This window comes from Bradyrhizobium lablabi (assembly GCF_001440475.1).
Taxonomy (GTDB): domain Bacteria; phylum Pseudomonadota; class Alphaproteobacteria; order Rhizobiales; family Xanthobacteraceae; genus Bradyrhizobium; species Bradyrhizobium lablabi.
Window position 1 is genome coordinate 45,193 of record NZ_LLYB01000055.1, and the last position, 23,159, is coordinate 68,351.

Consider the following 23,159-nt stretch of genomic DNA (forward strand, 5'->3'; position numbering starts at 1 on the left):
GACTCTTGATACAACTATATGTTCATGATCTGTTCTGGTCAATCATGAACAGGTTTGCAAGCTGTAGTAGCGGTCGACTTTTCCTCGCGACACTCCCGGACGCAGCCACGGCGGAGCGAATTCACCAACTCGCCAGCGTGCTCAAGCGCGCGCATCGGTTTGACGGCAAGCTCATTGCGGCGGACCGGCTGCACGTTTCGCTGTTCTCGCTTACCGGACTCTCGGATCGTCAGATTTGCGCGGCACGCGAGGCCGCGACATGTTTTCGGACCGAACCGTTTGAGGTGTCGTTCGATCGGACGGCGAGCTTCCGGGGCGGGCCAGGCAATCGTCCCTTTGTGCTGGTCGGCGAGAAGGGACTGCGCCGGCTGCAGGCATTTCGGCAGATGCTCGCTGCCGCGCTGACGCGAAGTGGGTTGAGACGGTTGGCCAACACGAACTTCACGCCGCATGTCACGCTGTTGTATGACGTGCGAAGCGTGGACGATTACCCGGTTGAGCCGATCGCCTGGACGGTCGCCGAGTTTGTGCTCGTCCACAGTATGAAGGGCCATCACCACCTCGAACGGTGGTGCTTGCGGGCATAACAGCCATCGGCTGCAAAGTGCGGCGGGAAGCTTCGCCCACCGCTATTTCATTGTCGCAAGCCGTTCGATCATCTCTTCAATCGAGTTGAACAGATGCGTCGGTCCCGCGGCTTGCAGCGCAGAAGGGAGGGCATAGCCCCAAGCTACCGCGCCCGAATCCATCTCGGCGGCTTTCGCGGCCTCGATATCGCGGATTTCATCGCCGATGCAGATCGTCTCCGATGGCTTGACCCCAAGTTGCCGGGCGACGCGACGGAATTTCCAGTGCTTGCCAAAGATCGCCGCGCCGCAGTCGAAGCGGGTGACGAGAGTGGTGACGGGACCAAGCACTCGCCGAACAGAGGCCTCGCTGTCCGAACTGACGATGGCGATCTGGATGCCGAGGCGCTGAAGCTTGGTCAGCGTTTCCGGAATGCCTGAAAAGAGCGATGTTTCACCCGCCGCGGCGAGCTTGCGCTTCCGCATGTCATTGACGATGGCCGGAAGCTGCCATGTGGATACGCCAAGCCGCGCCATGATTTCCCGCGCGGACAGCCCGCGCAGATCTTCCAGCTCGTCCGCCGTGACCGGTTTGAGACCGAAACGCGCGATCACGTCGTGAAAGGAAGCGCGAAACCAGGGAAGCGTGTCGGCAAGCGTGCCGTCGAAATCGAAGATGGCGAGACGATAGCGTGTCATGGAAATACGGCTTTCGGTGCGTTACTTGTCGTCGCCGCCGAAATAGGCCGGCTTTCCGGTGGTCCAGGTCTCGCCCCAGAGCTGGCCACCGCCATCGACGGTCAGCGTCTCGCCGGTGATGAATTTGGCCGAAGGGCCGGCGAGGAAGGCGGTGGCTTCGGCGACTTCCCAGGGCGAGCCGACCCGCATCATCGGGTTCGAGCGTGGGTAGGCGGCGCGGGCCTCCGGCGTATAGACGTTCCAGCCCTCGGTTTCGATCGCGCCGGGCGCCACGCAGTTGACCCGGATGTTCAGCGGCGCCCATTCGACCGCGACAGCGCGCGACAGCCCGATCACGCCGCTTCGCGCCGCAATCGTGTGCGCGATGCCGTAGAGGCCGTGCGTCGTCACCACCACGATGTTGACGATGCTGCCGGGATGCTTGTGGTTGCGCCAGTGCTGCGCGGCGGCCTGCATCATGTACCAGGTGCCGTTCAGGTTGGTGTTGATGACGGCATTCCAACCTTTTACGGAAAAGTCGATCGCGGGTTGCGGAAATTGCCCGCCGGCGCTGTTGACGAGGCTGTCGACGCGGCCTTGGGCGGCCCAGATCGCATCGAACAGGAGATTGACTGCATCAGGCTCCCTGATGTCGGCGACATGCGCTGACGCCTTGAGGTGGCGCTCCGCCAACTGGGCCACGAGCGCATCGAGCTTGCTGCCGTCACGCCCGACCACGGCCACATGCGCGCCCAGCCGCGCGAACAGCCAGGCGATAGCGCGTCCGATGCCGCCAGCGCCGCCTGAGACGACAATGACCTGGTCCTTCAGCACGTCATTCGCAAAGACCGTCGGATGAACCGCGAGCTCCGCGTCGGTCAGGCCGAGTTTCGATGGCGATGGATGTTCGGTCATGGATCGGCGCGGGCCTTGTTATATGCGACATCGGCCGTACATTAGCCCGACACCGGAAACCAAGCAAAAGAACCCGTTGATGCCCGATCTCTCTGCTTTCCCAATCACCAAACGCTGGCCCGCCAAATACCCCGACCGTCTTCAGCTCTACTCGTTGCCGACGCCGAACGGCGTCAAGGTCTCGATCATGCTCGAGGAGATCGGCTTGCCCTATGAGGTCCATCTGGTCGATTTCGGCAAGGATGACCAGAAGACGCCGGAATTCCTGTCGCTGAATCCGAACGGCAAGATCCCTGCGATCCTCGATCCCGATGGGCCCGGCGGCAAGCCGCTGCCGCTGTTCGAGTCCGGGGCGATCCTGCAATATCTTGCAGACAAGACCGGCAAGCTTCTGCCTGACGATCCGGCGCGGCGATACCAGGCCATCCAGTGGCTGCACTTCCAGATGGGCGGCATCGGGCCGATGTTCGGGCAGGTCGGCTTCTTCCACAAATTCGCCGGCAAGGAATATGAGGACAAGCGGCCGCTCGAGCGCTACGTGGCCGAATCGAGACGTCTGCTCGATGTGGTGGAGACGCGCCTTGCCGGGCGGCAATGGATCATGGACGATGAATATACCATCGCCGACATTTCTATGCTGGGCTGGGTGCGCAACCTGATTGGCTTCTACGGGGCGCGCGATCTCGTCGCGTTCGATACGCTGAAGCTGGTGCCGGCATGGCTGGAGCGCGGGCTGGCCCGGCCGGCGGTGCAGCGCGGGCTCGACATTCCGAAGCGGCCTACTTGAGCATTTCGTAAACGACGGGGTTGTCGGCGCAGGCGCCGAAGCCGCATTCCAGCAGCGTCGTTACCACGTTCGCGGCCGTCAGTGCGATCACGAGCCACACTGCGATCTGGGCGAGGGGACCGCCCGTGGGCGGCAGTACGGCGCCGTCGTCCTCGAACTGACGGTCGAACAGCATGACGGTGGCGATCAGGATGATCGCGGCAATGAAGCCGATCAGTGCCCAGGTGTAGTAGTGGTAGCCCAGCAACGCCGAACCATAGCCGGCGTCGCCGGGCAGGATGTGCAGCAGCACCTGCCGGGTCGATGCAACCGCACCCGCAACCGCCGCCAGCAGTGACATCGCATAGTGGCTGGGGCGCGGGCCGAAGCGGATATTGAGGATCGGGCCGATGGCCAGCGCCGCGAACAGGATACGCTGCAGCAGGCAGAGCGGGCAGGGCAACTCGTTCAGGATGAACTGCGCCGCAAAGGCGGCCATCAGCACCAGCGCCACCGCGTAGAGGCTGAGTGCGTTCAGCGTGATGGCGCGCGCCTGGGTCATGCGTCCCTCAGAACGACAGTTTCAGCGTATCGGTCGCGTGGTGCAGGTAGGTCGCGACGCAGGCGATCAGGACGGCCCCAAACAGGCCCAGTGCCAAGAGACGCGACCCGCGCCAGGCGACCAGCATCACGATGGCCGTGGCCAGAAACAATATGGTGAATTCCATCGGCGGGTCCCGGCAGAGATAGGTCAGTCTATGATAGATTCGCCGATCTGCTCACCTCTAATCGGTCCGACGGACCAATAACGCCATTCCGGAATGCGAAAATGCCCATCACTATCTACGGCATCAAGAACTGCGACACCATGAAGAAGGCGCGCGCCTGGCTGGACGACCACGGCGTGGCTTACGACTTTCACGACTACAAGCTTGCCGGCATCGCCAAGGATCAGCTCAAGCAATGGTCCGACGACATCGGCTGGGAAACGCTGCTCAACCGCGCCGGCACGACGTTCAAGAAGCTGCCGGAGAGCGACAAGGAAGGCCTGAACGAGCGCAAGGCGCTGGCGCTGATGCTGGCGCAGCCTTCGATGATCAAGCGCCCGGTGCTCGATCTCGGCGGCAAATTGCTGGTCGGGTTCAAGCCGGATATCTACGCCAAGGAAGTGGCGGCGAAGTCGCGCGGACGGAAGGCCTAACCGAATTCGAGCTCGTCGCCGGACGGAATGCGGCCGGGTGCGCGGTGAAAGAGATCGCGGTCGATGATGGTGCGCAGCGTCGGCACCGGCAGCTTGTCATTTCCGCGAATGAGGTTCTTGATTTCAAAGCCGCCGTCTTCGCTGATGGTCTTCAGCGAAGCGATGATATGGGTGACGCTACCCTTGTCGGCGAATGGCAGCAGCAGCCGCTCATAGGCGACGACACGCCCGTAGATATCGTTCATGTCAGCGATGGTGTAGGCGGGAAGGCGGCGGGCAATGCATTCATAATAAACCGGCATCACGATCGGAGCGAGCCTGGCGCCGAGATACTCGTCGAGGTGGCGCCCCTTGCCGGTATTTCCATAAGCGGTCGACATCCGCGTGCCGTCGCTCTGGATGGTCAGACGCGGCGGCTGTGCCTGGGCATCAACGGTATAGAATACCAGGTCTGGAAGTTCGTCTTCGATGCGTGCCGGCTGGTATTCGGCCATACACGGTAGCGACTGGTTGCGGGCGTATAGCCGCAGCCAGGTGTTGAGCAGGTCGCGCTGTTTGATCGATTTGACGACAGACGGTTGGGCGCTCTCAAATTCCAAGACGGCAATTCCTGGCGATTTAAATTGCGTGATGATGCGATTGGGGCGGAAATATTCTGTGAAAGTGGCCGATTGCAGCAGAACACCGTTAATGATGGCTTGCCGGGGCGAAGATCACGATTGAACGCCGGTGGTGCGCGGGCCGAGCTCTGCGCGGGCGGCGCATTCGACTTATGGCGCATCGGAACCAGGCCCCCGGCTTTTCCCCGTGACAGCTTTCCACCTTGCCTAATCCATCGCGTTGACGGCATATTCCGGCCCGGAGGCGGCGGGCTCGGTACGGTTTCCAAGGACGTCCAGGAGAGCCCGCCCGAACAGGGAAAAAATGGCCGCGCGCGAGCGACTTCGCGGAGACGGCTTATGGGGGAATTTGTTTGGCTGATGAGTTTATTCTCGAAACCCACGGATTGACCAAGGAATTCGCGGGTTTCTTCGCCGTTCGCGATGTCGCCCTCAAGGTGCGCCGCGGCAGCATTCATGCGCTGATCGGGCCGAATGGCGCCGGCAAGACGACGTGCTTCAACCTGCTGACCAAGTTCCTGAGGCCGTCGGCAGGTCAGATCCTGTACAAGGGGCAGGACATCACCGCGATGGCGCCGGCCGACGTGGCCCGCCTCGGGCTGGTGCGCTCGTTCCAGATTTCAGCGGTGTTTCCGCACCTGACCGCGCTGGAGAACGTCCGTGTCGCGCTCCAGCGCCAGCATGGATCGTCGTTCGATTTCTGGCGCTCCAAGAGCGTGCTGGATCGCTTCAACGGCCGCGCGATCGAACTGCTGAACGACGTCGGCTTGAGCGAGTTCGCCAATACGCCGGCGGTCGAGATGCCTTATGGACGCAAGCGTGCGCTGGAGATCGCGACGACGCTGGCGCTCGACCCGGAAATGATGCTGCTCGATGAGCCGATGGCCGGCATGGGCCACGAGGACATCGACAAGATCGCGGCGCTGATCAAGCGCATCTCGGCAAAGCACACCATCCTGATGGTCGAACATAATCTCTCTGTGGTGGCCAACCTGTCCGACATCATCACGGTGCTGACGCGCGGACAGGTGCTGGCGCAAGGCAATTACGCCGAGCTCTCAAAGGACGAGCGGGTCAAGGAAGCCTATCTGGGGGCCGGTCATGCCTGATTTGAAAATGGCCGAAGCCGCCAACAAACCGGCGGGCGCCGAGGTGCTTTCCGTTTCCGACCTGCAGGCCTGGTACGGCGAATCCCACATCCTTCACGGCATCAACTTCAATGTGAAGGCCGGCGAGGTGGTCACGTTGCTCGGCCGCAACGGCGCCGGCAAGACCACGACGCTGAAGTCGGTGATGGGAATTATCGGCAAGCGTACCGGTTCGATCCGTTTCAACGGTCAGGACATCACGCGCGCCTCGTCGGACAGGATCGCGCGCCAGGGCATCGCCTTCTGTCCCGAGGAGCGGGGCATTTTCGCAAGCCTTGACGTGCGCGAGAACCTGCTGCTGCCGCCCGTCGTGCGCAGCGGGGGACTGTCGCTCGACCAGATCTTCGAATTGTTTCCGAACCTGAAGGAGCGCCTCGGCAGCCAGGGCACCAAGCTCTCGGGCGGCGAGCAGCAGATGCTGGCGATCGCCAGAATCCTGCGCACCGGCGCGCGCTTCCTGATGCTGGACGAGCCGACTGAAGGTCTCGCGCCCGTTATCATCCAGCAGATCGGCCACACCATCGCGCGGCTGAAATCGGAAGGCTTTACCATCCTGCTGGTCGAGCAGAATTTCCGTTTCGCCTCCACGGTGGCTGACCGCTACTACATCGTCGAACACGGCAAGGTCATCGACGGTTTTGCCAATTCGGAGCTGTCGGCCAATATGGACAAGCTCCACACCTATCTCGGCGTTTAATCGGTAATTTGGCTGCACTCTGGATTAATGGAGATACTATGAAACATCGGATTTCAGCTCTCTTCCTCGGCACCGCGCTGGCGCTTGCCGCAGGTGGCGCCATGGCGCAGGACAAGACCGTCAAGATCGGCGTGCTGACCGATAATTCCGGACTTTACTCCGACCTCGGCGGTGCGGGCTCGACGCTCGCCGCCCAGATGGCGATGGAGGATTCCGGGCTCGCGGCCAAGGGCTGGAAGATCGACATCATCTCCGCCGACCACCAGAACAAGCCGGACATCGCCACCACCATCGCGCGGCAATGGATCGATGTCGAGAAGGTCGACATCTTCATGGATGTGCTGAACTCCGGCGTGGCGCTGGCGGTCAACAATCTGGTGAAGGAAAAGAACTCCATCATGATCAATACCGGCGCGGCAACGTCGGATCTCACCAATGCCCAGTGCTCGCCCAACACGATTCATTGGGTTTACGACACCTACATGCTCGCCAACTCCACCGGGCAGGCGCTGGTGAAGGCCGGCGGCGACACCTGGTACTTCCTGACCGCGGACTATGCGTTCGGTCACGCGCTCGAGCGCGATACCACGGCGGTTGTAGTGAAGTCGGGCGGCAAGGTCATCGGCGGCGTCAAGCATCCGCTGAACTCGTCGGACTTCTCGTCCTTCCTGCTGCAGGCGCAGGCCTCTAAGGCCAAGATCATCGGCATGGCCAATGCCGGCGGCGACACCACGAACACGATCAAGCAGGCGGCTGAATTCGGCATCGTCGCCGGTGGCCAGAAGCTTGCCGGCCTTCTGTTGTTCATCACCGACGTGCATTCGCTCGGGTTGAAGGTGGCGCAGGGCCTGAACTTCACGGAAACCTTCTACTGGGATCTCAACGACGGCACCCGCGCGTTTTCGAAGCGCTTCTCCGAGCGCATGAAGAACAAGGCGATGCCCTCGATGGTGCAGGCGGGCGTTTATTCGGGCCTGGTCCACTATTTCAAGACGATCGATGCGATGGGCGGCAACCCGCATGACGGCGCCAAGGTCGTTGCCAAGATGAAGGAATTGCCGACGGATGATGCGCTGTTCGGCCAGGGCACGATCCGCGCCGACGGCCGCAAGATTCATCCGGCCTACCTGTTCGAGGTCAAGAAGCCCGCGGAATCCAAGGGGCCGTGGGACTATTACAAGCTGATCGGGACCACCCCGGGCGAACAGGCCTTCCGGCCGCTTTCGGAAAGCGCCTGTCCGCTGGTCAAGAAGTAAGAACAACGGCCCGCCCGCATCGCGCCGGCGGGCCACGTTTCGCTTAACAACGAGATCGAGTGCCAAACCGATGCAAGCTCTCTACGCCCAGCTCCTGGTGGGACTGATCAACGGATCGTTCTACGCGCTGCTCAGTCTCGGGCTGGCCGTGATCTTCGGCATGCTCAACATCATCAACTTCGCCCATGGCGCGCTCTATATGATGGGCGCGTTTACAGCGTATTTTCTGCTGCACCTCACGGGGCTTGGATACTGGTGGGCCCTGATCATCGCGCCAATCGTCGTCGGCATCTTCGGCATGATCCTGGAACGGACCATGCTGCAATGGCTGGCGGGTCTCGACCACCTCTACGGGCTGCTGTTGACGTTCGGCATCGCGCTGATCGTGCAGGGCGTGTTTCAGAATTACTTCGGCTCCTCCGGCCTGCCGTACGCGATTCCCGATTATCCGGAGATCGGCGGCTTCCGCGGATTGCAGGGCGGCATGAATCTCGGCTTCATGTTCCTGCCGATCTACCGCGGCTGGGTCGTCATCTTTTCGCTGGTGGTCTGTCTTGCGACCTGGTTCCTGATCGAGAAGACGCAGCTCGGCGCCTATCTGCGGGCGGCGACCGAAAACCCGACCCTGGTGCGGGCATTCGGCATCAACGTGCCACGCATGATCACCCTGACCTACGGCCTCGGCGTCGGCCTGGCGGCGCTCGCCGGCGTGTTGTCGGCGCCGATCAACCAGGTGCGGCCGCTGATGGGTGCAGACCTGATCATCGTCGTGTTCGCGGTGGTGGTGATCGGCGGCATGGGATCGATTATGGGATCGATCATCACCGGCTTCGCGCTTGGCGTGATCGAAGGACTGACGAAGTATTTTTATCCCGAGGCTTCCAACACCGTGGTGTTCGTCCTGATGGTGCTGGTGTTGCTGGTGAAGCCAACGGGACTGACGGGACGGGCGGCCTGACAATGAGCGCATTGACTGACGACACACTGCCGGTAACGCCGCGCGCGATGCGCGACGAGATGATCGTGTTCGCCGCGATGGCGGTGCTGCTGGGGCTCGTCCCCCTGACGGGTATCTATCCGTTCTTCGTGATGCAGGCGCTGTGTTTTGCGCTGCTTGCCTGCGCCTTCAACCTCCTGATCGGCTATGGCGGCCTGCTGTCGTTCGGCCACGCGATGTTCTTAGGGACCGCGGGCTACTGCTCGGCGCATGCGCTCAAGGTCTGGGGTGTAACGCCGGAGGTCGGAATTCTGGTCGGCGTCGCCGGCGCCGCGGCGCTCTCCGTCGTCACCGGCTTCATCTCCATTCGCCGGCAGGGCATCTATTTCTCGATGATCACGCTGGCGCTTTCGCAGCTGTTGTTCTTCATCTATCTGCAGGCGCCGTTCACCCATGGCGAAGATGGTATCCAGGGCATTCCACAGGGCCATCTGTTCGGGATCTTCAATCTCGCCAAGCCCACGGTGCTCTACTACGTCGTGCTGGCGGGCTTCCTCGGCGGCTTCCTGCTGATCTACCGCACCATCAACTCGCCGTTCGGCGAGGTCTTGAAGTCGATCCGCGAGAACGAGCAGCGGGCGATTTCGCTGGGCTACAAGACCGACCAATACAAGCTGCTCGCCTTCATCCTGTCCGGCACGCTTGCGGGCTTTGCCGGGTCGCTGAAAGTGTTCGTGGCGCAGAACGCCTCGCTCACCGACGTGCACTGGACGATGTCAGGCGAAATCGTGCTGATGACGCTGGTCGGCGGCCTCGGCACCATCTTTGGCCCGGTGGTCGGCGCCTTCGTCATCATCGCCATGCAGCAGTATCTGGCCGGGTTCGGCCAGTGGGTGACGGTGATCCAGGGTGTCATCTTCGTGGCCTGCGTGCTGACGTTCCGCCGGGGTATCATCGGCGAAATCGCGCATTTTTTCCGCCGATCCCTGTAAAACGGCCGGTTTTGGCGCTGTTTTCGGCTTCACAAAGCGGTGGATGACCCGGTTCCCGGGTCCCGCCGTGGCGCGTTTTTCCTGCGAATGGTCTATGACAGCTTTGTGACAGGCTGCTCCCCGCGGCCGTTTCTGAACGACGGAAAATACCCATGCTGCGCTGGTTTCGTGCCTTTTTGCCCAAGGAGGAGCGGTTTTTTGACCTGTTTGCCCGGCATGCCCAGACGGTGGTGCAGGGCGCGCTGGCGTTGCAGGACATGCTGCGCGGCGGCGACGAGACGCCGGTATTCTGCCAGCGCGTCAATCAGTTCGAAAACGACGCCGATGGCATCACCCGCGAGGTACTAACCGCGGTCCGCCGCACCTTCATCACCCCGTTCGACCGCGGCGATATCAAGAACCTGATCACGGCGATGGACGACGCCATCGACCAGATGCAGCAGACCGCGAAGGCGGTGGTGCTGTTCGAGGTCCGGACGTTCGAACCCCCGATGCGCGAAATAGCCACGCTGCTGGTGGAATGCGCCAACCTCGTCAGCCGCGCGCTGCCGCTGATGCAGTCGATCGGCAACAACGTCGCGATGCTGACCTCCATCACCGAGGAAATCGGAAAGCTGGAGGGGCGTATCGACGACCTCCACGACATCGGGTTGAAGGAGCTGTTTCTCAAGCACCGCGACGGCAATTCGATGGATTTCGTGGTCGGCGCCGAGATCTACAAGCATCTCGAAAAAGTGTCCGATCGTTTCGATGACGTCGCCAACGAAATCAACTCGATCGTGATCGAACAGGTATAGGGCAGGGCCAATTCAGTGGACGCCACGCTTGGTCTTCCGATTCTGATCTTCCTGATTGCGGTCGCGCTGCTGTTCGATTTCCTCAACGGATTGCACGACGCCGCCAATTCGATCGCTACGATCGTATCGACCCGCGTGCTGCGCCCGCAATATGCGGTGATGTGGGCCGCTTTTTTCAATTTCATCGCCTTCCTGGTGTTCGGATTGCACGTTGCCAACACCATCGGCACCGGCATCATCGACGCCAGCGTCGTGGATGCCACCGTGATCTTCGCGGCGCTGGTCGGCGCCATCGTCTGGAACCTGATCACCTGGGCGCTCGGTATTCCGTCGTCGAGTTCGCACGCGCTGATCGGCGGACTGGTCGGCGCCGGCGTCGCCAAGGCCGGCATCTCCGCGGCAGTCTGGACCGGTCTGTCCAAGGCGCTGCTGGCGATCGTGCTGTCGCCGTTGGTTGGATTCCTGTTGGCGCTGATGCTGGTCGCGATCGTGTCCTGGCTGTCGGTGCGCTCGACGCCGTTTGCAGTCGACCGCGCCTTCCGCATCCTGCAATTCGCTTCGGCCTCGCTCTATTCGCTCGGCCATGGCGGCAACGACGCGCAAAAGACCATGGGCATCATTGCGGTGCTCTTGTATTCGCAGGGGCATCTCGGGGCGGATTTCTCCGTCCCGTTCTGGGTCGTGATCTCCTGCCAGGCCGCCATGGGGCTCGGTACGCTGATGGGGGGCTGGCGGATCGTCCGCACCATGGGGCTGCGGATCACGAAGCTGACGCCGATGCAGGGCTTTTGCGCCGAAACCGGCGGAGCGGCGACCCTCTTCATGGCGACCTTTCTCGGGGTTCCCGTTTCCACGACCCATACCATCACCGGCTCCATCGTCGGCGTCGGCGCGGCGCGGCGGGTCTCGGCGGTGCGCTGGAATGTGGCAAGTTCGATCGTCTACGCTTGGGTGATCACCATCCCGGCGTCCGCGAGCGTGGCAGCGCTGACCTATTGGGCGGTGTTGTTGCTACGCTGATCCGGTGACGAGCTTGAGCCCGACAATGCCGGCGACGATCAGTCCGATGCAGGCCAGGCGGGCGGCGGTCGCGGGCTCGCCGAACAGGGCAATGCCCAGGATCGCGGTTCCGACCGCGCCGATTCCGGTCCATACCGCGTAGGCGGTTCCGATCGGCAGCGCTTTCAGGGCAAGACCGAGCAGCAGGATGCTGCCGGCCATGCAGGCGAGCGTCAGGACCGATGGAATGGGCCGGGTGAAACCTTCAGTATATTTGAGGCCGATCGCCCAGCCTATTTCCATGAGGCCGGCGACGAACAACACGATCCAGGCCATGACAACCCTCCTGATCAGGCAGGGTCGTCCCCGCGGATGAGCTGTGAGATTGGAAGGTCGTCCCTCCGCAGCCGATATGGGACTGGAGAGCCGCCCCTGCAACGACCAAATGAGGCTTGATTAGCCTCCCTTTCCCTGCCAAACGCTCGAGCCTCATGTCCGACATTGCTGTTACTTCCGAATCGCCGTCCCGCTCGCCGCTTGCAGATGAAGTGGCGCGGCGGCGCACGTTTGCGATCATCTCCCACCCGGACGCCGGCAAGACGACGCTGACCGAAAAGCTGTTGCTGTTCGGCGGCGCCATCAACCTGGCGGGGCAGGTCAAGGCCAAGGGCGAGCGCCGCAACACCCGCTCGGACTGGATGAAGATCGAGCGCGAGCGCGGAATCTCGGTCGTGACCTCGGTCATGACGTTCGAGTTCCAGGATCTCGTCTTCAACCTCCTGGACACGCCGGGCCACGAAGACTTCTCCGAGGACACCTACCGCACGCTCACGGCCGTCGATTCCGCGGTCATGGTGATCGACGCCGCCAAGGGCATCGAGGCGCGCACCCGAAAGCTGTTCGAGGTGTGCCGGCTGCGCGACATCCCGATCATCACCTTCATCAACAAGATGGACCGCGAGAGCCGCGATACGTTCGAGCTCCTGGACGAGATCGAAAAGACGCTGGCGCTCGATACCACGCCGATGACCTGGCCGGTCGGCCGCGGCCGCGACTTTCTCGGCACCTACGACGTCGTCAATGGCGGCGTGCGGCTGCTCGAAGGCGGCGGCGCCAAGACCGGCGCGACCGAGCAGATCGATATTGCTGATCTCGCCGGCCGCAACGCCAATCTCGACGTCACCGAGATCAAGGACGAACTCGCGCTGGTGTCGGAAGCCTGCAAGCCGTTCGAACTCGAGGCGTTTCGCGAGGGGCACCTGACGCCGGTCTATTTCGGCAGCGCGCTGCGCAATTTCGGCGTCGGCGACCTCCTGGAAGGTCTCGGCAAGTTTGCGCCCGCGCCACGCGCGCAGGATTCGAATGTTCGTAAAGTGGAGGCCGCCGAGCCGCGCATGAGCGCGTTCGTGTTCAAGATCCAGGCCAACATGGATCCGAACCACCGCGACCGCATCGCCTTTGCGCGGCTGTGCTCCGGCAAGCTCAGCCGCGGCATGAAGGCGAAACTGGTGCGCACCGGCAAGAACATGTCGCTGTCGTCGCCGCAATTCTTCTTTGCCCAGGACCGCTCGGTGGCGGACGAGGCCTTTGCCGGCGATGTCGTCGGCATTCCGAACCACGGCACCTTGCGGATCGGCGATACGCTGACGGAAGGCGAGGACATCACCTTTGTCGGCGTCCCCAGCTTTGCGCCGGAAATCGTCCGCCGCGTGCGCCTCACGGATGCGATGAAGGCGAAGAAGCTGAAAGAAGCGCTGCAGCAGATGTCGGAAGAGGGCGTAGTGCAGGTGTTCCGCCCGCGCGACGGCGCGCCGGCGCTGGTCGGCGTCGTCGGTCCGCTGCAGCTCGACGTGCTGAAGGCCCGGCTCGATGCGGAATACTCGCTACCGGTGGAGTTCGAGGTCTCGGAATTCCAGCTCGCGCGCTGGATTTCTTCCGACGACCGCAAGAAGCTCGACGCTTTCGTCGCCGCCAACAATTCCGGCATTGCCGATGACGTCGACGGCGATCCCGTGTTCATGGCCAAGAACGAATTCTATCTCGGCTATACCCGCGAACGCGCCGAGGGCATCAACTTCTCCAACGTCAAGGACGTGAAGAAGAAAGCTTGAGGCGGCCCGCGCTGCCTGCACCAACCACCGCTGTCGTCCTCCGCGAAAGCGGGGGATCCAGTACGTCGCGGCTTATCCGTGGATCACTACCGTCTCTGGAATACTGGATCGTCCGGTCGAGCCGGACGATGACAGGTGAGGCTTGGCCCGGCGAGAAGGCCCTGATTGCGGAACTGTCCGCCATGAACGCAGGGATGTGATCACCGTCCGTCTTGATAGCGCCTGCAGTGTGTATCAGCTTAGTGGGGTTGCCCGTGAGGACGCTGCATGTTTCGCCCGGCCATCGTCTGCCTGATCGGCCTGCTCGTCGGGATGGGCGCCGCCGATGCCCAGCACCGGCGCCAGATCGACGCCACGCCGTTTGCGCATGCGCCCTGTAGCGTGTTCGACCGCGAGCCGTGCACGCCGACGTTCTGCAGCGTGTTCAACCACGGCCCGTGCATTCCCGAAATTTTCTATCCGTACGGCCAGAACCTGCAGCTCACGATCCAAAGCGTGCCGCCGCAGGACCAGGCGGAAAAATACCGCAAGCCCGACCACGACCTAGACAACATCGGCGACCTGTTTGCGGCACTGCGGTCCTGCTGGGCCCCGCCGCCGGCCGACACCGCGCGCGAGGGCATGCAGATGTCGGTCCGCTTCAGTTTCAAGAAAACGGGCGAGATCATCGCCACGCCGCAGGTGACGTATGCCACGGCAGGCGTCCCGGCCGATACCCGCGCCACCTACCTCAAGGCCATCAATGAATCGCTTACTGCCTGCATGCCCCTGAAATTCACCGGCGGGCTTGGCGGTGCGCTCGCCGGGCGGCCGATCGCGATCCGCTACGTCGACAACCGCGATCTGGGCAAGCAGGCGGAGAAGCCGTAATTGGTGACCGCGTGGCGCATTGCGCACCAAGCCACTAAAATGATACGCGGGATATTCCGGAAAACCAGCCGCGCAACGGGAGGGACAGCATGGGACTGTGGGTGATGATCCTGGGCCTGATCCTGTTCTTCGGCGTCCACACCCTCACCATCCAGCGCAAGCTCCGCGCGCAGGTTATCGCCGCAACCGGCGAGGGCGGCTACAAGATCGGCTATACGCTGGCTTCCTTCGCAGGGCTTGCACTGATCATCTGGGGTTTTGCCAAATATCGCGCGACTGGCTGGATTGACGTCTGGAACCCGCCAGTGGCGTTCAAGCACATCACGGTGGCGCTGATGTTGCCGGCGGTCATCCTGGTGGTGGCGTCTTACATCCGCGGCCGGATCTATACGACGCTGAAACATCCGATGCTGACCGGCATCAAGCTGTGGGCGGCGGCGCATCTGCTCGCCAATGGCGATCTCGGCTCGATCATCCTGTTCGGCTCGTTTCTCGCCTGGGCGGTCTATGACCGCATTTCGCTGAAATCCCGGTCCGACGCCGGCGCGCCGCCGATTCCCGTCGGCGGACCCGGCAACGATCTGATCGCGATCGCGGTCGGTCTCGTCGCCTATCTGGCGCTCGCATTCGCGTTCCACCCGGTCGTGATCGGCGTCCCCGTGGTTGGAGCCTGACATGTCCGTTCAATCTGCCATCAAGCGCAAATCGGCGCCGGATATCCGCGCGCGAAAGAATGGCGAGCCGATCGTGATGCTGACGTCCTACCACGCGCACACCGCCGCGCTGGTGGATCGCCATTGCGACGTCATTCTGGTCGGCGATTCCCTCGGCAATGTCATGCACGGTTTCGAGACCACCGTGCCGGTAACGCTCGACATGATGATCCTGCAGGGGCGCGCGGTGATGCGGGGCTCGAAGCACGCGCTCGTCGTGGTGGATATGCCGTTCGGCTCCTATGAGGCCTCGAAGGAGCAGGCGTTTCATTCTGCCGTGCGGATCTTGAAGGAGACCCATTGCGGCGCGGTCAAGCTCGAAGGCGGCGTGCGGATGGCGGAAACGGTCGCGTTCCTCTCCGAGCGCGGCGTGCCGGTCATGGGCCACATCGGCTTGACGCCGCAGTCGATCAACACGCTCGGCTCGTTCCGTGCGCAGGGCCGCGACCAGGGCAGTTGGGATCCGATCCTGAACGACGCCAGGGCGATTTCGGATGCCGGCGCCTTCTCCGTCGTGGTCGAGGCGGTCGCCGAGCCGCTGGCGCGAAAGATCACGGAGACCATCGCCATCCCGACCATCGGCATCGGTGCCAGCGCGGCCTGCGACGGGCAGGTGCTGGTGCTGGAGGATATGCTGGGCCTGTCGCCGCGGACGCCGAAATTCGTGCGCCGCTACGGCGAGCTCGGTCCCGCGATCGAGGCGGCGATCAAGGGCTATGCCGACGACGTGCGCTCGCGCGCGTTCCCCGGACCCGAGCACGTCTACGAGATGAAGAAGAGCTGACGAGGCGCGCCATGGACTGGTCGCAGCACTCCATTCCGGCGATGCGGCTAGAGCCACGCTTCGGCGATCGGGTCGTTCCGGTCTTTTGCGAACGGCCCGGAAGTATTCCGGCGATGGTGGCTGAAGCCGTGGCGCGAAATGGCGATGGCGAAGCGCTGGTTTGCGGCGCCACGCGAATGACATGGCGCGAAGTCGCGCAGCGATCGGCGCAAATCGCAGCGGGCTTTCAAAAGCTCGGCCTGCGGCGCGGCGATCGCGTTGCGGTGCTGCTCGGCAACCGAACGGAATTCGTGCTGACGATGCTGGGTGCGGCCCATGCCGGGCTGGTGACGGTGCTGCTTTCGACCCGTCAGCAAAAACCTGAAATCGCCTACATGCTCACCGATTGCGGGGCAAAGCTCCTGATCCACGAGGCCGCGCTGGCCGACCGCGTGCCCGATGCGGCCGATATTCCCGACGTGACGCACCGGATCGCCGTCGACGACGATCCGCGGCTCTCGCGCTTTCCCGAACTGGCCAATCATTCGCCTGCAGCGCCGGTCGAGGTCGGTGAAGAGGACACCGCCATGATCCTCTACACCTCGGGCACCACGGGCCGGCCAAAGGGCGCGATGCTCGCCCATTGCACCATCATTCATTCGTCGATGGTGTTCGTGTCGTGTCTGAAGCTGACCGCGGCGGACCGCTCGATCGCCGCGGTGCCGCTCGGCCATGTCACCGGTGTGGTTGCCAACATCATGACCATGGTGCGCGCCGCCGGCGCGCTGATCATCATGCCGGAGTTCAAGGCGGCGGAATATCTGAAGATGGCGGCGCGCGAGCGCGTCACCTACACCGTAATGGTGCCGGCGATGTACAATCTCTGCCTGCTGCAGCCGGATTTCGACAGCTATGACCTGTCGAGCTGGCGGATCGGCGGCTTTGGCGGCGCGCCGATGCCGATCGCCACCATCGAGAAGCTCGCGGCGAAAATCCCCGGCCTCCAACTCGCCAATTGCTATGGCGCGACCGAGACGACCTCGCCTTCGACGATGATGCCCGGCGCATGCGTCGTGAGCCACATCGACAGCGTCGGGCTGCCGTGCCCGGGCGCCACCATCATCGCCGTCGACGCCGAGGGCCGCGAGCTGCCGCGCGGGGCGATCGGCGAAATCTGGATTCACGGCGGCTCGGTCATCAAGGGCTACTGGAATAATGCGAAGGCGACGGCGGAGAGTTTTACCGCCGGCTTCTGGCATTCCGGCGATCTCGGCTCGATCGACGAAGAGAACTTCGTCCGCGTGTTCGATCGGCAGAAGGACATGATCAACCGAGGGGGCTTGAAGATCTATTCTGCGGAGGTCGAGTCGGTCCTGGCCGGCCACCCCGACGTGCTCGAGAGCGCGATCGTCGCAAAACCGTGCCCGGTACTGGGAGAGCGCGTGCATGCGGTGGTTGTGACGCGCAACACGGTCGGGGCGGAGGTGCTGCGCACCTGGTGTGCCGAGCGGCTGTCCGACTACAAGGTGCCGGAAACCATGGATCTGCGGACGGATCCATTACCGCGCAACGCTAACGGCAAGGTGATGAAACGCCAGCTCCGCGACGCCTTAACAGCCGCCTGAGCGAGGAGCCGATCAAGTCGAACTTCTGTCGACGAATTCCTCGAGATAGGCGGGCACCTCAAGCCCATCGATGTCGCAACGACAGCGGATTTCTCTCGCGACGTCCTTGGAAAGATTGTCGGTCCAGTGCTCCAGCGTGTTGAAGGCGACCACCTCGATCGGGTCATTGAATTGTCCCGACAGGAGATCGGTAATCACCGTCTCGATGTCAGCGCGCTCGCTTTTCCGAGCGGCGCCGAGCTGCCCTGGACCTTCCACGACCAGATAGATCGTCTGATCGGCGCCATACGGCACAATCGGCGGAAATTCGCGCATTGTCCGATCCTCCATCGAACTTGGATTTCAATTGCAGCGCAGGGGAAAGGTTCCTATCACGCGGCGGCATTTCAAAAACGCTGCCTGACGGTGACGATGCCCAATGCCGTCCCTAATTACCGCGCGTCGGCGCGCGACAGACGACTAGAGTTTCGGCGCGCTGCCCTTGGGCATCGCGCTCTCGCCTTGCCCGCCGGCAAGTGCTGCGCTGTCGATCGCGGCCGCGCTGATGAGTTGCTTGACGTCCAGCAGGGTGAATTGCGCGATGCCGACACGATCGGTCGGTGTGCCCGGAACGAGCTGCACGCTCAGCACGCCGTCGCAATTCGCGCCCTTGGCCTCGGCCAGCATAGCGCTCGGATCCTTGGCTTTGGTCTGAGCGCGCTTGACGACCGCCACGCAACTGCCGCGGACAGTGTCACCGTTGAGCTTGACGGCGGCCCTCGGGTCGAGCGGCTTGTCGATCGCTTCCAGCGCGGTCGCTTCCTTGTACTTGCCGCCGACCGACATGATCGAGCCCTTGCGGTAGATGTAGTACAGGTGTTGATCGCCGACGATGGTGGGCACGCCGTATTTGCCCATGATCTCCTTGATCATGTCGGCCTTCGACGGCTGCTGGTCCTGCGCGAAGGTCAGATTGCGCGCGACGAAATAGGCGCGGTTGGCGCTCGCGGGCGAGGAGAAGCTGGCCGAGAGCATTTCGCCGTTCTGCTTCGGACCGGCGGGAAGGCTGAAATTCAAGGCGGCGACGTAGCCGGTGCCGTCGCCGGACTTCTGCTGCTGGATGTCGGTCTGGGTGTCGGTCCGGCCCCTGAGCAGGGAATCGAAGACGGCGCGCGCCGATTCGGCGTTTGATTCGGTCGACATGCCCAAAATGTCGGGGCGCAACTTGCCCGAGAACGCCGTCTCGGGCGTCTTGAGCTTGACGTCATCGGCCAGTGACGCGGTGGCCACGGATGCCAGTCCCATGGCAAGCATCATCGAAACCAGCACATGGCGAGACATGAAACACCTGAAAAATCGGGTAGAGTCGAGCGCTGCAGCGGCCGGGATTACGCCAAGCTTTGAACCGCGAAGTCAACATTGGCAGACGGTTTCGGAGGTGCCTGGGAGGCGCTGTTAACGCTTTGATCCGCCTCGCTTTGCCTTGCCACCGCCATATCGATAGGCTACGCCCCGGCCATGCGGGGATCGGGCGCGCGATACGGCCGCCCAAGTCGCGGTTCCTCGGGGATGGGATATCATTAAGTGTCTGAATTATTTGATGAAGTAGACGAGGAGGTCCGTCGCGAGCAGCTCAAAAAGCTGTGGGACAAATATTCGATTCTCATCATTGCCGGCATGATTTTGATCATCGCTGCCGTGGGCGGCTGGCGCGGCTACCAGTATCTGGAGGCCAAGAAGGCGGCCGAGGCGGGGGCTGCGTTCGACAGGGCGGTCGAGCTTACGGAGGCCAACAAGCATGCCGAGGCCGAAGCGGCCTTTGCCGATCTGGCTGCGAAGGCGCCGTTCGGATACCGCGTGCTGGCACGGCTGCGGATGGCTGCGGAAGTCGCCGAACGCGATCGGCCGGCCGCGGCGAAGCTGTTCGATGAGATCGCCGCCGATCGCAGCGTCGGCGTGGCAGAGCAGGATCTGGCGCGGATTCGCGCCGCCCAGCTGCTGCTGGAAACCGCCACCTATCCCAATATGAAAGAGCGCCTCGAAGCCGCTGCTGCGCCGGGCTCTACCTTCCGTCATTCCGCACGCGAATTGCTGGCGCTGTCGGCCTGGCGTGCGAACGATACCGCGGCGACGCGGCAATGGCTGGACATGATCGCGAACGATGGCGAGACGCCGCCGAGCCTGCGCTCGCGCGCCGAAGCGCTGCAGGCCCTGTTGCCGCCGGTCGCCAAGAGCTGACACCAGCAAAACGAGTTGGGAACTTGATATGCGCCGCCCGCAACGTTTGATCGCAACGGCCGTCCTCATCGCGCTTTCGGGTGCGCTGGCAGGCTGCGGCAGTACGGCCAATTTCGACCCAAGCGATCTGCTCGACTTCCTCGATACCAAGAAGAAGCTGCCTGGCGACCGCAAGCCGGTGTTCCCCGAAGGCGTGCCGGGCCTCGAGCAGGGCGTGCCGAAGGATCTCTACCGGGGGGCCCGCCAACAGGACGACCCGAACGCGCAGGCTGCCGCTGCTCCTCCGCCGGTGGAAGAACCGAAATCCAAGCGTGGCGCCAAATCCAAGGGCAAGCAGGCTGCCGCCCCCGCCGCGGCTGCGGACCCCGATGCCGCGCCCGAGGAGGATAGCGCCGCTGCTGCGCCGCCGGCGCCCAAGCCGGCCAAGATCGTGCGCAAGCGCACCACCGCGCCGCCGCCCGATCAATCGGCCGCACCGGCACAATCCCAACAATCCGCATTCCCGGCCCCGATGCCGAGCGGCAGTTTCACGCGCTGATTTCTTGTTTTCGCTCGATTGACACGCCCTTCAAAAGAGGGCGTTTGGATCATTTATGTCCTTCACGATCGCCATCATTGGCCGCCCCAATGTGGGTAAGTCGACGCTGTTCAACCGGCTCGTCGGGCAGAAGCTTGCGCTGGTGGATGACGAACCCGGCGTCACCCGCGACCGCCGCGAGGGCAATGCGCGTCTCGGCGATCTCGAATTCACCGTGATCGACACCGCCGGCCTCGACGAGGGTGCCAGGGGCTCGCTGACCGCGCGGATGCAGGAGCAGACCGAAACCGCGATCGGCCTTGCCGATGCGCTGATGTTCGTGATCGACGCCCGTGCAGGGCTGACGCCGAACGATCGCGCCTTCGCCGATTTCGCCCGCCGCGCCAACAAGCCGGTGGTGCTGGTCGCCAACAAGAGCGAGGGCAAGCACGGCGAACTCGGCGCGATGGAATCCTATGCGCTCGGGCTCGGCGATCCCATCCAGATTTCGGCCGAGCATGGCGAGGGCATGAGCGATCTTTACGACGCGCTCGCCGCGCTGATGCCGGAGCCGGCCGAGGAGGCCGAAGAGTTCGACGACGATGACATCATCTCGGACGAGGATCTCGCCCAGCGTCCGATCCGCGTCGCCATCGTCGGCCGCCCCAACGCCGGCAAATCCACGCTGATCAACCATCTGCTCGGCGAGGAGCGGCTGCTGACCAGTGCCGAGGCCGGCACCACGCGCGATTCCATTTCGGTGGAGATCCACTGGCAGGGACGCGATTTCCGCGTGTTCGACACTGCCGGCTTGCGGCGGCGCTCGCGGATCGAGGAGAAGCTGGAAAAGCTGTCGGTGGCGGACGCGCTGCGCGCGGTGCGCTTTGCCGAAGTCGTGGTCATGATGATGGATGCGCAGAACCGGTTCGAGGAACAGGATCTGCGCATCGCCGATCTGATCGAGCGCGAGGGGCGGGCGATCGTGCTCGCGGTCAACAAATGGGACTTGATGGAGCGTAAGCCCCATCTCATCTCGGCCCTGCGTAGCGATGCCGATCACTGGCTGCCGCAGGTCAAGGGCGCTCCCATCGTCGCGGTGTCCGGCCTGATGGGCGAGGGCATCGATCGCCTGATGACCGCGATCCAGGACGCTTACGCAGTGTGGAACAAGCGCGTGCCGACGGCCGCGCTCAATCGCTGGTTCGAACAGGCGGTCGACGCCAACCCGCCGCCGGCGGTGTCGGGCCGCCGGCTGAAGCTGAACTACATCACCCAGACCAAGGGGCGTCCGCCGAGTTTCGTGCTGTTCTGCTCGCGTGCGGATGCGGTGCCGCAATCCTATCTGCGCTACCTCACCAACAGCCTGCGCGAAGCCTTTGACCTGCCGGGCACGCCGATCCGGATCACGCTGCGCGAAAAGGCCAATCCGTTCGCCCACAAGCGCAAGCGGCCGTCATGAGCGAGCAGGCGTCCACCGCTGTTGCCGACGAGAAACCGCCGGTACGCAGCGGCGCGGCGGCCTTCATCTTCGTCACCATCTTTCTCGACATGCTCGCGCTCGGCCTGATCCTGCCGATCCTGCCCAAGCTCGTGGAGAGTTTCGTCGACAACGATACCGCAACCGCGGCGCGGATTTTTGGCCTGTTCGGTACAGCCTGGGCGCTGATGCAGTTCCTGTTCTCGCCGATCCTCGGCGCACTCTCGGACCGGTTCGGTCGGCGGCCGGTGGTGCTGCTGTCGAATTTCGGCCTGGCGCTGGATTACGTGCTGATGGCGCTGGCGCCGACGCTTGTATGGCTGTTCATCGGCCGGGTGATATCGGGCATCACCTCGGCGAGTATCTCCACCGCGTTTGCCTACATCGCCGACGTGACGCCGCCGGAGCGGCGCGCCGCGGTGTTCGGCAAGATCGGCGCGGCCTTCGGCGCAGGCTTCATTCTCGGCCCCGCTGTCGGCGGTCTGCTCGGCGGCATGGACCCGCGCCTGCCGTTCTGGATCGCAGCGGGCTTGAGTTTTGCGAACGCGCTTTATGGCTGGCTGATCCTGCCGGAGTCGTTGCCGCCGGAACGGCGCGCGCCGTTTCACTGGAAGAGCGCCAGCCCGATCGGCGCGCTGCATCTGTTGCGCTCGAACCGGATTCTCGCAGGCCTGTCGCTGGCCAATTTCTTCGGGCAGGTGGCGCATGTGGTGCTGCCATCCACCTTCGTGCTGTATGCGACCTATCGCTATGGCTGGGACACGAAGACGGTGGGCCTCACGCTGGCCTTGGTCGGCATCTGTGCGATGGTGGTGCAGGGCGCGGGCGTCGGGCCGATTGTCAAATGGCTCGGCGAGCGCCGGGCGCTGCTGCTTGGGCTTGCCAGCGGCGCGCTGGGCTTCTTCATCTACGGCGCGGCGCCGACCGGGCCGTTGTTCTGGGTCGGCATTCCCGTGATGGCGCTGTGGGGCGTGGCAGGCGCGGCGATCCAGGCGCTGACCACGCAACTCGTTGCACCGGACCAGCAGGGCCAATTGCAGGGCGCGACCAACAGCGTCAACAGCATCGCCCAGATGTTGGGACCGTTTCTGTTCACGCTGACGTTTGCCTATTTCATCGGCGACCAGGCGCCGGTGAAAATGCCGGGGGCGCCGTTTCTGTTGGCGGCGGCGTTGCTGGGGCTGGCGCTGCTGATCGCGTGGCGGACGCTGAAAAAGTAGGGTGGGTTAGCCGAAGGCGTAACCCACCATTTGCTCGCGTGAAAAGAGGTGGGTTACGCTTCGCTAACCCACCC

At 63.2% G+C, this 23,159-nt stretch carries 27 protein-coding genes; 19 read left to right on the forward strand and 8 right to left on the reverse strand.

The genetic code is table 11. From position 1 onward, the window contains the following. The first annotated feature begins 44 nt into the window (after window positions 1-44). Window positions 45-587, forward strand: coding sequence for a 2'-5' RNA ligase family protein (locus CQ14_RS09975; protein ID WP_063800333.1), 543 nt, complete (start codon window positions 45-47; stop codon window positions 585-587). Between the two features lie 42 nt (window positions 588-629). Here CQ14_RS09975 and CQ14_RS09980 read toward each other — a convergent pair whose 3' ends face one another. Next, entirely contained in the window at window positions 630-1,265 is a 636-nt protein-coding gene (locus CQ14_RS09980; protein WP_057857733.1) for an HAD-IA family hydrolase, read from the reverse strand. A gap of 21 nt (window positions 1,266-1,286) precedes the next feature. Continuing rightward, window positions 1,287-2,159 carry an SDR family oxidoreductase gene (locus tag CQ14_RS09985; protein WP_057857734.1) on the reverse strand — a complete coding sequence of 291 codons (873 nt, stop codon included), beginning with the start codon at window positions 2,157-2,159 and terminating at the stop codon, window positions 1,287-1,289. Between the two features lie 79 nt (window positions 2,160-2,238). On the opposite strand from CQ14_RS09985, the gene CQ14_RS09990 reads away from it, so the two are divergent. Then, a complete protein-coding gene (locus CQ14_RS09990; protein ID WP_057857735.1) occupies window positions 2,239-2,946 on the forward strand; it encodes a glutathione S-transferase family protein in 708 nt (235 codons plus the stop codon). Here CQ14_RS09990 and CQ14_RS09995 read toward each other — a convergent pair. Then, the gene (locus CQ14_RS09995) at window positions 2,939-3,487 is read right to left on the reverse strand and encodes a disulfide bond formation protein B (RefSeq protein WP_057857736.1); all 549 of its coding nucleotides are present in this window, start codon (window positions 3,485-3,487) and stop codon (window positions 2,939-2,941) included. The two genes, CQ14_RS09990 and CQ14_RS09995, sit on opposite strands and share 8 nt — an antisense overlap. A gap of 7 nt (window positions 3,488-3,494) precedes the next feature. Further along, entirely contained in the window at window positions 3,495-3,653 is a 159-nt protein-coding gene (locus CQ14_RS44555; RefSeq protein ID WP_199805494.1) for a DUF5993 family protein, read from the reverse strand. A 101-nt stretch (window positions 3,654-3,754) separates the two neighbouring features. Here CQ14_RS44555 and CQ14_RS10000 point away from each other — a divergent pair, with 101 nt between their 5' ends. Beyond that, the gene (locus CQ14_RS10000; RefSeq protein WP_057857737.1) at window positions 3,755-4,126 is read left to right on the forward strand and encodes an ArsC family reductase; all 372 of its coding nucleotides are present in this window, start codon (window positions 3,755-3,757) and stop codon (window positions 4,124-4,126) included. Here CQ14_RS10000 and CQ14_RS10005 read toward each other — a convergent pair. After that, window positions 4,123-4,725 carry a PAS domain-containing protein gene (locus tag CQ14_RS10005; protein WP_057857738.1) on the reverse strand — a complete coding sequence of 201 codons (603 nt, stop codon included), beginning with the start codon at window positions 4,723-4,725 and terminating at the stop codon, window positions 4,123-4,125. The genes CQ14_RS10000 and CQ14_RS10005 overlap by 4 nt on opposite strands. 374 nt (window positions 4,726-5,099) lie before the next feature. Between CQ14_RS10005 and CQ14_RS10010 the strand changes: the two genes are divergently transcribed. The 7 genes from CQ14_RS10010 (at window position 5,100) to CQ14_RS10040 (ending at window position 11,593) form a co-directional block, all read left to right on the forward strand. Then, the gene (locus tag CQ14_RS10010) at window positions 5,100-5,855 is read left to right on the forward strand and encodes an ABC transporter ATP-binding protein (RefSeq protein WP_057857739.1); all 756 of its coding nucleotides are present in this window, start codon (window positions 5,100-5,102) and stop codon (window positions 5,853-5,855) included. Continuing rightward, window positions 5,848-6,591, forward strand: a complete 744-nt coding sequence (locus CQ14_RS10015) for an ABC transporter ATP-binding protein (protein WP_057857740.1) — start codon at window positions 5,848-5,850, stop codon at window positions 6,589-6,591. The genes CQ14_RS10010 and CQ14_RS10015 overlap by 8 nt, the downstream gene beginning before the upstream one ends. Before the next feature lie 38 nt (window positions 6,592-6,629). Next, the gene (locus tag CQ14_RS10020) at window positions 6,630-7,847 is read left to right on the forward strand and encodes an ABC transporter substrate-binding protein (RefSeq protein WP_057857741.1); all 1,218 of its coding nucleotides are present in this window, start codon (window positions 6,630-6,632) and stop codon (window positions 7,845-7,847) included. Between the two features lie 70 nt (window positions 7,848-7,917). Continuing rightward, the gene (locus tag CQ14_RS10025) at window positions 7,918-8,805 is read left to right on the forward strand and encodes a branched-chain amino acid ABC transporter permease (protein ID WP_057857742.1); all 888 of its coding nucleotides are present in this window, start codon (window positions 7,918-7,920) and stop codon (window positions 8,803-8,805) included. A gap of 2 nt (window positions 8,806-8,807) precedes the next feature. Beyond that, window positions 8,808-9,776: a branched-chain amino acid ABC transporter permease gene (locus CQ14_RS10030; protein ID WP_057857743.1), complete on the forward strand. Its 969-nt coding sequence runs from the start codon at window positions 8,808-8,810 to the stop codon at window positions 9,774-9,776. Window positions 9,777-9,928: 152 nt separating this feature from the next. Further along, window positions 9,929-10,573, forward strand: coding sequence for a DUF47 domain-containing protein (locus CQ14_RS10035; protein ID WP_057857744.1), 645 nt, complete (start codon window positions 9,929-9,931; stop codon window positions 10,571-10,573). A gap of 15 nt (window positions 10,574-10,588) precedes the next feature. Continuing rightward, window positions 10,589-11,593 (forward strand): inorganic phosphate transporter, encoded by a 1,005-nt coding sequence (locus CQ14_RS10040; protein WP_057857745.1) that lies wholly within the window; start codon window positions 10,589-10,591, stop codon window positions 11,591-11,593. On the opposite strand, the gene sugE is transcribed toward CQ14_RS10040, so the two are convergent. Next, on the reverse strand, window positions 11,585-11,908 hold the full coding sequence (gene sugE, locus CQ14_RS10045) for a quaternary ammonium compound efflux SMR transporter SugE (RefSeq protein WP_057857746.1): 324 nt from the start codon (window positions 11,906-11,908) through the stop codon (window positions 11,585-11,587). The two genes, CQ14_RS10040 and sugE, sit on opposite strands and share 9 nt — an antisense overlap. A gap of 155 nt (window positions 11,909-12,063) precedes the next feature. Here sugE and CQ14_RS10050 point away from each other — a divergent pair, with 155 nt between their 5' ends. The 5 genes from CQ14_RS10050 (at window position 12,064) to CQ14_RS10070 (ending at window position 17,654) form a co-directional block, all read left to right on the forward strand. Beyond that, window positions 12,064-13,683 carry a peptide chain release factor 3 gene (locus CQ14_RS10050; protein ID WP_057857747.1) on the forward strand — a complete coding sequence of 540 codons (1,620 nt, stop codon included), beginning with the start codon at window positions 12,064-12,066 and terminating at the stop codon, window positions 13,681-13,683. A 267-nt stretch (window positions 13,684-13,950) separates the two neighbouring features. Then, complete coding sequence (locus CQ14_RS10055) at window positions 13,951-14,553, forward strand: hypothetical protein (RefSeq protein WP_057857748.1); 603 nt, start codon at window positions 13,951-13,953, stop codon at window positions 14,551-14,553. 89 nt (window positions 14,554-14,642) lie between these two features. Further along, window positions 14,643-15,227, forward strand: coding sequence for an NnrU family protein (locus tag CQ14_RS10060; RefSeq protein WP_057857749.1), 585 nt, complete (start codon window positions 14,643-14,645; stop codon window positions 15,225-15,227). A 1-nt stretch (window position 15,228) separates the two neighbouring features. Next, window positions 15,229-16,050, forward strand: coding sequence for a 3-methyl-2-oxobutanoate hydroxymethyltransferase (panB, locus tag CQ14_RS10065; RefSeq protein ID WP_057857750.1), 822 nt, complete (start codon window positions 15,229-15,231; stop codon window positions 16,048-16,050). A gap of 11 nt (window positions 16,051-16,061) precedes the next feature. Continuing rightward, window positions 16,062-17,654, forward strand: coding sequence for a class I adenylate-forming enzyme family protein (locus CQ14_RS10070; protein WP_057857751.1), 1,593 nt, complete (start codon window positions 16,062-16,064; stop codon window positions 17,652-17,654). A 12-nt stretch (window positions 17,655-17,666) separates the two neighbouring features. Here CQ14_RS10070 and CQ14_RS10075 read toward each other — a convergent pair whose 3' ends face one another. Then, window positions 17,667-17,969 carry a hypothetical protein gene (locus CQ14_RS10075; RefSeq protein WP_057857847.1) on the reverse strand — a complete coding sequence of 101 codons (303 nt, stop codon included), beginning with the start codon at window positions 17,967-17,969 and terminating at the stop codon, window positions 17,667-17,669. A gap of 144 nt (window positions 17,970-18,113) precedes the next feature. Continuing rightward, window positions 18,114-18,938, reverse strand: coding sequence for a hypothetical protein (locus CQ14_RS10080; protein WP_156434835.1), 825 nt, complete (start codon window positions 18,936-18,938; stop codon window positions 18,114-18,116). Window positions 18,939-19,217: 279 nt separating this feature from the next. Between CQ14_RS10080 and CQ14_RS10085 the strand changes: the two genes are divergently transcribed. The 4 genes from CQ14_RS10085 to CQ14_RS10100 are packed head-to-tail and all read left to right on the forward strand — an operon-like array spanning window position 19,218 to window position 23,085. Next, the gene (locus CQ14_RS10085) at window positions 19,218-19,871 is read left to right on the forward strand and encodes a tetratricopeptide repeat protein (RefSeq protein ID WP_057857753.1); all 654 of its coding nucleotides are present in this window, start codon (window positions 19,218-19,220) and stop codon (window positions 19,869-19,871) included. 28 nt (window positions 19,872-19,899) lie between these two features. Continuing rightward, a complete protein-coding gene (locus CQ14_RS10090; protein ID WP_057857754.1) occupies window positions 19,900-20,409 on the forward strand; it encodes a hypothetical protein in 510 nt (169 codons plus the stop codon). A 55-nt stretch (window positions 20,410-20,464) separates the two neighbouring features. Then, on the forward strand, window positions 20,465-21,847 hold the full coding sequence (gene der / locus CQ14_RS10095) for a ribosome biogenesis GTPase Der (protein ID WP_057857755.1): 1,383 nt from the start codon (window positions 20,465-20,467) through the stop codon (window positions 21,845-21,847). Next, window positions 21,844-23,085: a TCR/Tet family MFS transporter gene (locus CQ14_RS10100; RefSeq protein WP_057857756.1), complete on the forward strand. Its 1,242-nt coding sequence runs from the start codon at window positions 21,844-21,846 to the stop codon at window positions 23,083-23,085. The genes der and CQ14_RS10100 overlap by 4 nt, the downstream gene beginning before the upstream one ends. The last annotated feature ends 74 nt before the right edge of the window (window positions 23,086-23,159 follow it).